Origin of the sequence: Ruegeria arenilitoris (genome assembly GCF_013030985.1) — a bacterium.
Lineage (GTDB): Bacteria > Pseudomonadota > Alphaproteobacteria > Rhodobacterales > Rhodobacteraceae > Ruegeria > Ruegeria arenilitoris_B.
Map to the genome: position 1 here is coordinate 1 of NZ_WPYP01000023.1, position 6,380 is coordinate 6,380.

Annotated in this window: 6 protein-coding genes; all 6 read right to left on the reverse strand. The window is 54.7% G+C overall.

What is annotated here, in order from left to right; genetic code table 11:
* On the reverse strand, positions 1-79 hold a 79-nt coding region (locus GOX88_RS23095), incomplete at its 3' end, for a sugar phosphate nucleotidyltransferase (protein WP_170406379.1).
* Positions 80-197: 118 nt separating this feature from the next.
* Positions 198-929: a metallophosphoesterase family protein gene (locus GOX88_RS23100; RefSeq protein ID WP_367648101.1), complete on the reverse strand. Its 732-nt coding sequence runs from the start codon at positions 927-929 to the stop codon at positions 198-200.
* 114 nt (positions 930-1,043) lie between these two features.
* Positions 1,044-1,565, reverse strand: coding sequence for a hypothetical protein (locus GOX88_RS23105; protein WP_170407764.1), 522 nt, complete (start codon positions 1,563-1,565; stop codon positions 1,044-1,046).
* 416 nt (positions 1,566-1,981) lie between these two features.
* Entirely contained in the window at positions 1,982-2,806 is an 825-nt protein-coding gene (locus GOX88_RS23110; protein WP_170407767.1) for a hypothetical protein, read from the reverse strand.
* Between the two features lie 63 nt (positions 2,807-2,869).
* Positions 2,870-4,972: a galactosyltransferase-related protein gene (locus GOX88_RS23115; protein ID WP_170407769.1), complete on the reverse strand. Its 2,103-nt coding sequence runs from the start codon at positions 4,970-4,972 to the stop codon at positions 2,870-2,872.
* 702 nt (positions 4,973-5,674) lie between these two features.
* Positions 5,675-6,238 (reverse strand): hypothetical protein, encoded by a 564-nt coding sequence (locus tag GOX88_RS23120; RefSeq protein ID WP_170407772.1) that lies wholly within the window; start codon positions 6,236-6,238, stop codon positions 5,675-5,677.
* Positions 6,239-6,380 lie beyond the last annotated feature (142 nt).

The window sequence follows — 6,380 nt, forward strand, 5'->3', positions numbered from 1 at the left end:
GCTTGGGGTAGCTTTTCCGCGACAAGGGCCACAAACGGGTTCCAGAACCTCCGCACAGGAGGACGGGCGTAATCAACATGGTAAGCTCGTAATCTGATTTGCTTGGCTAGGTCCTATTAAATGGGATTTGGTGTGACAAGGTTTTGCACGGCCACTGTCGAAAAAAGGCCCCTTGCCGCCTGTTTTTTGCCAGAGCGTCATGGGCGCGCCGTCAGAAATCTGGGCTCGGTTCCGTCCAGGCAGACCGCGCTCAGCACACCTGTCGCAAAGGCACCGGTGTCAATGGAAATGCGCCCCTGCCGCGCAGCAGCCGTTCCGACGATCGTGTGCCCATGCACCACCCAGACACCATCGCGCCTGACCGTGGATTGAAATGACGGGTGGCCCCAGACAAGGGTCTTGTCCGATTGCGTCTCGGGCGGGGTATCCGGATCGGCACCGGCGTGGACAACCAGCACATTGCCCGACATGTCCCAGGTCGGAAGCTCGGAAACCCACCGGCACAGCGCGACGCCCATCGCCTCTTGCAGCCGGTCGCGACAGTCCGTCAGTTCGTCACCGCTCATCTCGGATCGGGCCCCGCGCACACCGAATGAGGCCAGGGTCTGCAAGCCGCCATAGCGCAGCCAGCGCGGGCCTTGTCCTTTTGGATCCTGCAGGAACCGCAGCAGCATCTCTTCGTGGTTGCCCATCAGACAGGTCAGGTCCGGACGTGCACTGATCAGGCGCAAAACCTCGGCGCTGTGCTCGCCGCGGTCGACGTAATCGCCGACCAGTATGATCCGATGGTCCTGTGGTACCTCGGACAGCAGTTTTTTCAGTTGAACAATACAGCCATGCACATCACCGATCACACAAAGTGGACCGTCCGGGTTCGGAGGCAGGAATGTTCCGCGCCGCCCGAACCGTTTGATAAGCGATGTCAGCACGATGCGCTGGTCTCCTGACTGGTTGGCCGCGACACGTCCCGGCAGGGGCAGATTGACGTCGGTTTTTTGATCCGAACGTGATACCCCTGCGCTGCACTGTGGGCAAGACCGGCCTCAGGCGGTACGGCAGGCTGGCACGCCCATGCGTATGAGTTCACTGCCTTTGACCTTGTGGACACCGTTGATGCGATTGCGCGCCGTGGTCATGAACCAAGTTTTCAATGGTTCCGGATAATAGTCGGCCATGACTTTGCTGAAATAGTCGAAATCCTCGGGCGCAAGCCGGCGACCGCTACGGGACGGGCCATGAAATCCAAAAGTGGTATCGGGTTCAACACAGGTTCCGGGCAACCCCAGAAACATCGTGCATGTTGAATAGCAGACGCGTCCGCGTATTTCGACCTGGATGCCGTTGCGCGCTAGGTTGTCCAGTTCGGCCAGACGGTCATGCAAATATCCGCCGCGGTCGCTGCCCACGACATACAGCTGCTGTGCCTCACCGCGCGTCGGTACGTTTAGGACAGGTAGCAACGTCGCAACCGCCAAGAATGCCGTGAAAATCCGGGCGGCATCACGGGAGGAGGACGTTCCGGCACGCAGCGGTGCCCTGGCAATACAGTCGAACAGTCTCAGCATGGGCGTATCTCCAGCTCCAGATTTGGTCTGGATCAGGACTAGTGAGCTGCGATGCCTCAGCTGTGGACTGCCTGTGGCGAAACTTGGCCTTAAATCAATGTTTTAGTAGGTTTTTTACGTAAACTTTCTGTTTCCTGTGCGTGCGCAGGCTGACCTGCGGCAGGGGTCTCACAGGATCAATTCAGTCATTGGGTAATCGTCGGGTTGTCTATGGGCGGCCTGTGCCGCGACCCGCGTATCTGCTCGTGCGAAAAGGCGCGCAGAGATCCAAACTCGTCGTGAACTTGAATTGATGCCCGCATAATAGCGCAAAACACGCTCTGATCCAAATTGGCCCGGAAACGGGCCAAGGAATGGGCGTGACTCCCGGGGGCTTTACGGCCGTCCGTTTAGCCTGCCGGGCACGCTTTTTTAGTTTAGCTGGATTTCATCCGACGCCTGGTGCGTCGCTGCAACCGCCAAAGATCTCGCCAATAGGACGCCTGCCAAGGCGCGCTCAGGGCAACCTTCCACCATTTGCGCTGCTCTTGAAACAGCTTTTTTTCATAGTCTTTTTTCAAATAGCGTTTGGGCAGTGCAATATGGATTTTGGGCGCGAGGCTCTGGGAATCGGCAGAGCTATCGGAAAAGGCGGGGGTCAGCATCGCGCTGGTTTGCAACGCCAGCAGACGTTTCAAATTCACCTCAAGCGTCGAAGGGTGCACGTAGTCGATGACCGAACTGACACCGTCATCGCCGCTGCCTGCCCAGACATCGCCCAACTTGGTATTGGTGAAAACAACCGTGCTCTGCAGAGTTTCCCAATCGCTGTAGAAACTGTTCCAGATTGCCGGACGCACGACGTCGCGCAACATGAACCCTTCGGCAAGAAACAGCATCGCCCAAAAGCTTGGCCAGGCAATCAACAGATCTTGAACATCCTGTTCTGTCGCCGAAACCGGTGTGAAAACCACAATATCCGCAATCTCGGTGATCAGGCTGACATTGCGTTCCGCTTCACTCAGACTGGCTGCGGGCAGCCCCTTTGTGACGTGGACAATGCGCAGGCCGTCAGTGGCCTGAGGGCTCTGGGCCAGTTTGCCAAACGTTGAATGCGAGACCTGCGCAACACCGCGCAGCCTGTAGGCATCGCACCAATCAGAATGGTTCCGACCACCCAGAACGATAACTTCACTTACTGGTTGCTTGCAGGCTGAAATGACGCTCTCAACGGCTAAGCTTCTTGTTTCACTGTCATTCATACAGATTTACACTCTGACGTATGTATTTCGACTTGGACGCATGTCCGCACGATTGGAACAATATTAAAAATGCTGCCCCGACATCTCTAACTTCTGGTTTTGAGACATCGAATGCGCAATTTCGGTGAATGAGCTCCAGTTACTGCCAAGCAAGAGCGGCGCGCGGGACAGCAATATCACATCCGCGAGCGCATATTTGAGCTGCATTTCCGAGCGGTCATACACCGCCCGTGGCAGGCTGGTCACGCGTTCCTGGTACTTTGTTTCAAACGCGCCATAGGATTCCGAATTGTCCGAAGCCAGGAAAATCGTCGCGTTGGGCGTGGACTCCAGCAATTCGTCGATGCGCTTGAAGAAAAAGCCATAATGGGATCTGCTTCTGGCCCGTCTGGCAATCTCGTCCTCGGATTTGGACCAGTCACCGGGAACGTCCCCATGAGGATCCGTGGCTGCACCGCCATTCATCCGAACATGGACCGCGATGTCGTTCGGGCTTCTGACTGAATCGATCATCTCCTGCACATCCGCGCTTGGCTTCAGACCGCGCAGGAAATCTTTTTCAAGCTCATCATAGGGCGCCCCAAAGGTGAACCTGTAGGCGGACTGGATGACGATATCGCGCGGGTCGTGAACCAGCGACGTGGAATCAAAGGCTTCCCGGAACGCCTTGCTCATCAGATCGACTTCCAACGCGTTTTCCGGGTTGTTGTCGCTGGTATCCTCGAGAGCGCCATCAAAATCGAACAGCGACGTAAAACTGCAATCACAATGCTCGTCAGGTACCCAACGAACCACGAGGTCCCGATCATGCACTTGTGCAAATGCAGCGCCCGAAGCAATCGCGCGCAGACGATTGCCCAGACCATGCTGAGCATCGACGATGAGTTTCGGCTTGTGGTGGCTGTGTCCGATCGGAACCGAAACTTTGTCATTTTTTTCAACGGACTGCAGTGGCCCACTGCCAAGAACCACAATCGCGTCTTTCAGGGAGCGGGTCATCAGCGCATAGTCCACGGCCTCTCGATCCGCAGTGATTTTAACGCCATCGAAAACATGCTGTATCGCGCTCACTGCGGCTTCGGCACGCTCCAGCCGCGTCCCGATCAGGTTTGTATCTACGCCAAACGGGTAAGTCCGCCGCACCCGAATAACGCCACCTGAATCGCCCAGCACCCGGAAACCGGCCATTGGGCTACTGCTGTCCCAGGGCGCAGATGACAACGCAGTCTCACGGTTCAAAGAGATCCAGAACTGCGGGAAGGCCTGCACCTCATCCCAGCCGGTGACCGGTTTGCTCTTGGGGCGGTCGATGCGCCTTGTGTCGGAATGGTCGATATGGCGAATGGTGTCGGGATCGACATCCACCCTTTCAACGCCAGAGTCCGTCAGGCGGTCATACAGATCGTCGTCATCCCAGCCATAGGTCACAATCCGTTCGTTGAACCCGTTCACAGCCATCAGGTCCTCGCGACCAACAACGAAGAATCCGTTTACGTGGCTTTGACCCGATTCTGCCTGCCGCCAGTTTCCTGCGGTCAGTTTCCCGACACCCATGGAGTTACGGTTGAAAAACTCGGCGTTGAGGATGATGTCGCTGTCGACTTTGACGATCTTGTCTTTTGTCGTCGCCCGGAAACCCACATTGTAGGCATGGGAGAGGATCCACGACCCTTCGTCTTCAACACGAAGAATACGGACACGCGGATCACGAATTCCGGCTTCATCAAGGGAAATAGCAACAGGAATCTCGGAGCTCCAGTCCACGATGACAATCTCATCGATTTCCTGATGCACCAGCCATGTTGGAAGGGTCCGTAGCAGGTGATCATTCCTGTTCATGCAACACGTGACGAGCGAAAAACCAGGCTTGATCACAGTATCCGGCCGAAATTCCTCGCCTGCTTCTTCAAATCTAGGTAAGTCCCGCCAAATCTCCGGACGCTTCAGGACATCATTGTAGACCGATGCCACAACCGATGGGGATTTGGCATTGCGGACCGAAAGCTGCGTTCTGATCAGACTGCGAAATGAGTCTCCGGCCCGAGCCGTGCTGGAATCGTCGTTCGATGCAAGTGCATCACAAAGGTTTGCAACTATGTCCTTGGAAGATTGCATTTCTTTCCCAGTTCGAGATCTTGGTAAGTTACAAAGACCGGTGTGCGCCAATGCCGCTCGTGACTTACCATCCTAGATTGTATTCAAAAAAGCTTGAGCACCGAGTACCTGTTTGCACCAGCGTGTCAATCTCCAAAAATAATATCGGCTGAGGGTAAACCCAAGAACTCGACGTCAATGAGCGACGTTACGCCTGAATTGTATCACAAACCAGACGTGTTGGTTTTGTCTGCTTGAGAGGAAGCCCAAGCCCGTCAGGGCGGCGCCGGACGAGTCACAATTGGTTCTGCCAGAACGAAAAGGGATCACAGTTTTGTTTTCTTGAGATCACTGGTGTGGCCAAACTAAGGATCACCAGTTTGCCGATAGAAGTTAAGTGGAGTTCCCACGCTTTAGTTGGCCTTTTCACGGCAAAGAAAGTCGCTGAAGAAAGTATTAGCCTTTGACTTGAAGTGGTGTTGACCACCCGAAAGCAAAAGCTGGGGCCTTGGAACTTGCAGGCCCGCAATTCGGCCAGATGTCGAAATCAAAATAGTTGGCTAGGCTCGAGACGCATGGGTGGAAACGACTCGATTTTCACCACGGGGTTAGCGTGCCTTGGTGAGGGGGTTAAGCGAACGGTTCTGTGGAGTGTATTGTAAGCGTTGCATCTGACCCTCATGATGTGTCCTTTCTGAATTAGCCACGCAGGTCTATAGTGGCGCTACGCGCCACCAGGAAAGTAACCGTCCGGTTGAGACGCGAGCAAAGATCTTAGTGTTCTGACGTATCTACAAGGTCCGACAGTTTCTGGAAGGCGTTTGCTGGGCCATCGTATTGCGGGCCATATACCCAGCTCATGATTTGAATTTGTTTGGTGAGCTTGGCGTCCGAAGAGGCGGTGTCAACAAATCCGCAATCATATAACGCCTCTACAAGTTTTTTGCTGACGGATATCTTCAACATTTGTGCGGGCAACTCAAAGAAACCAGATAGTGCTTCTGCTAGATGCAAAAGGGTAAGGTCGGAGTTCTGAGCCAAAATTGCTGCGACTTCGTCGGCACTGGCGGTTAAAATGCGCTCAACTTTGTTGTTTTGGAACACGCCGAGTTTGACCAAGGTGTCGTCAGCTTTTTCAAACGCCGACATGTGCTGATGAGAAAAATATGCGCCGCGCTCCGCAGTTTCCTGTTTTTGTGGGTCAAACTGTATATCCCCTTGCCACGGCGCATTCATTGCTCGGCAAACGCTTGTCAATATTTGCCGGGCCAGTTGACCACACAACTCCCGTTGTCTTTTGTTCAAAGTGATTGCAGCGATATGATCAGTGCCGGCCATTGAACTCCTACGGCATAAATTCATTATAGTTGGCTAGGCTCGAGACGCATGGGTGGAAACGAGTCGATTTTCACCACGGGGTGAGCGTGCCTTGATGAGGGGGTTAAGCGAACGGTCCTGTGGAGTGTATTTGGATTGAGCT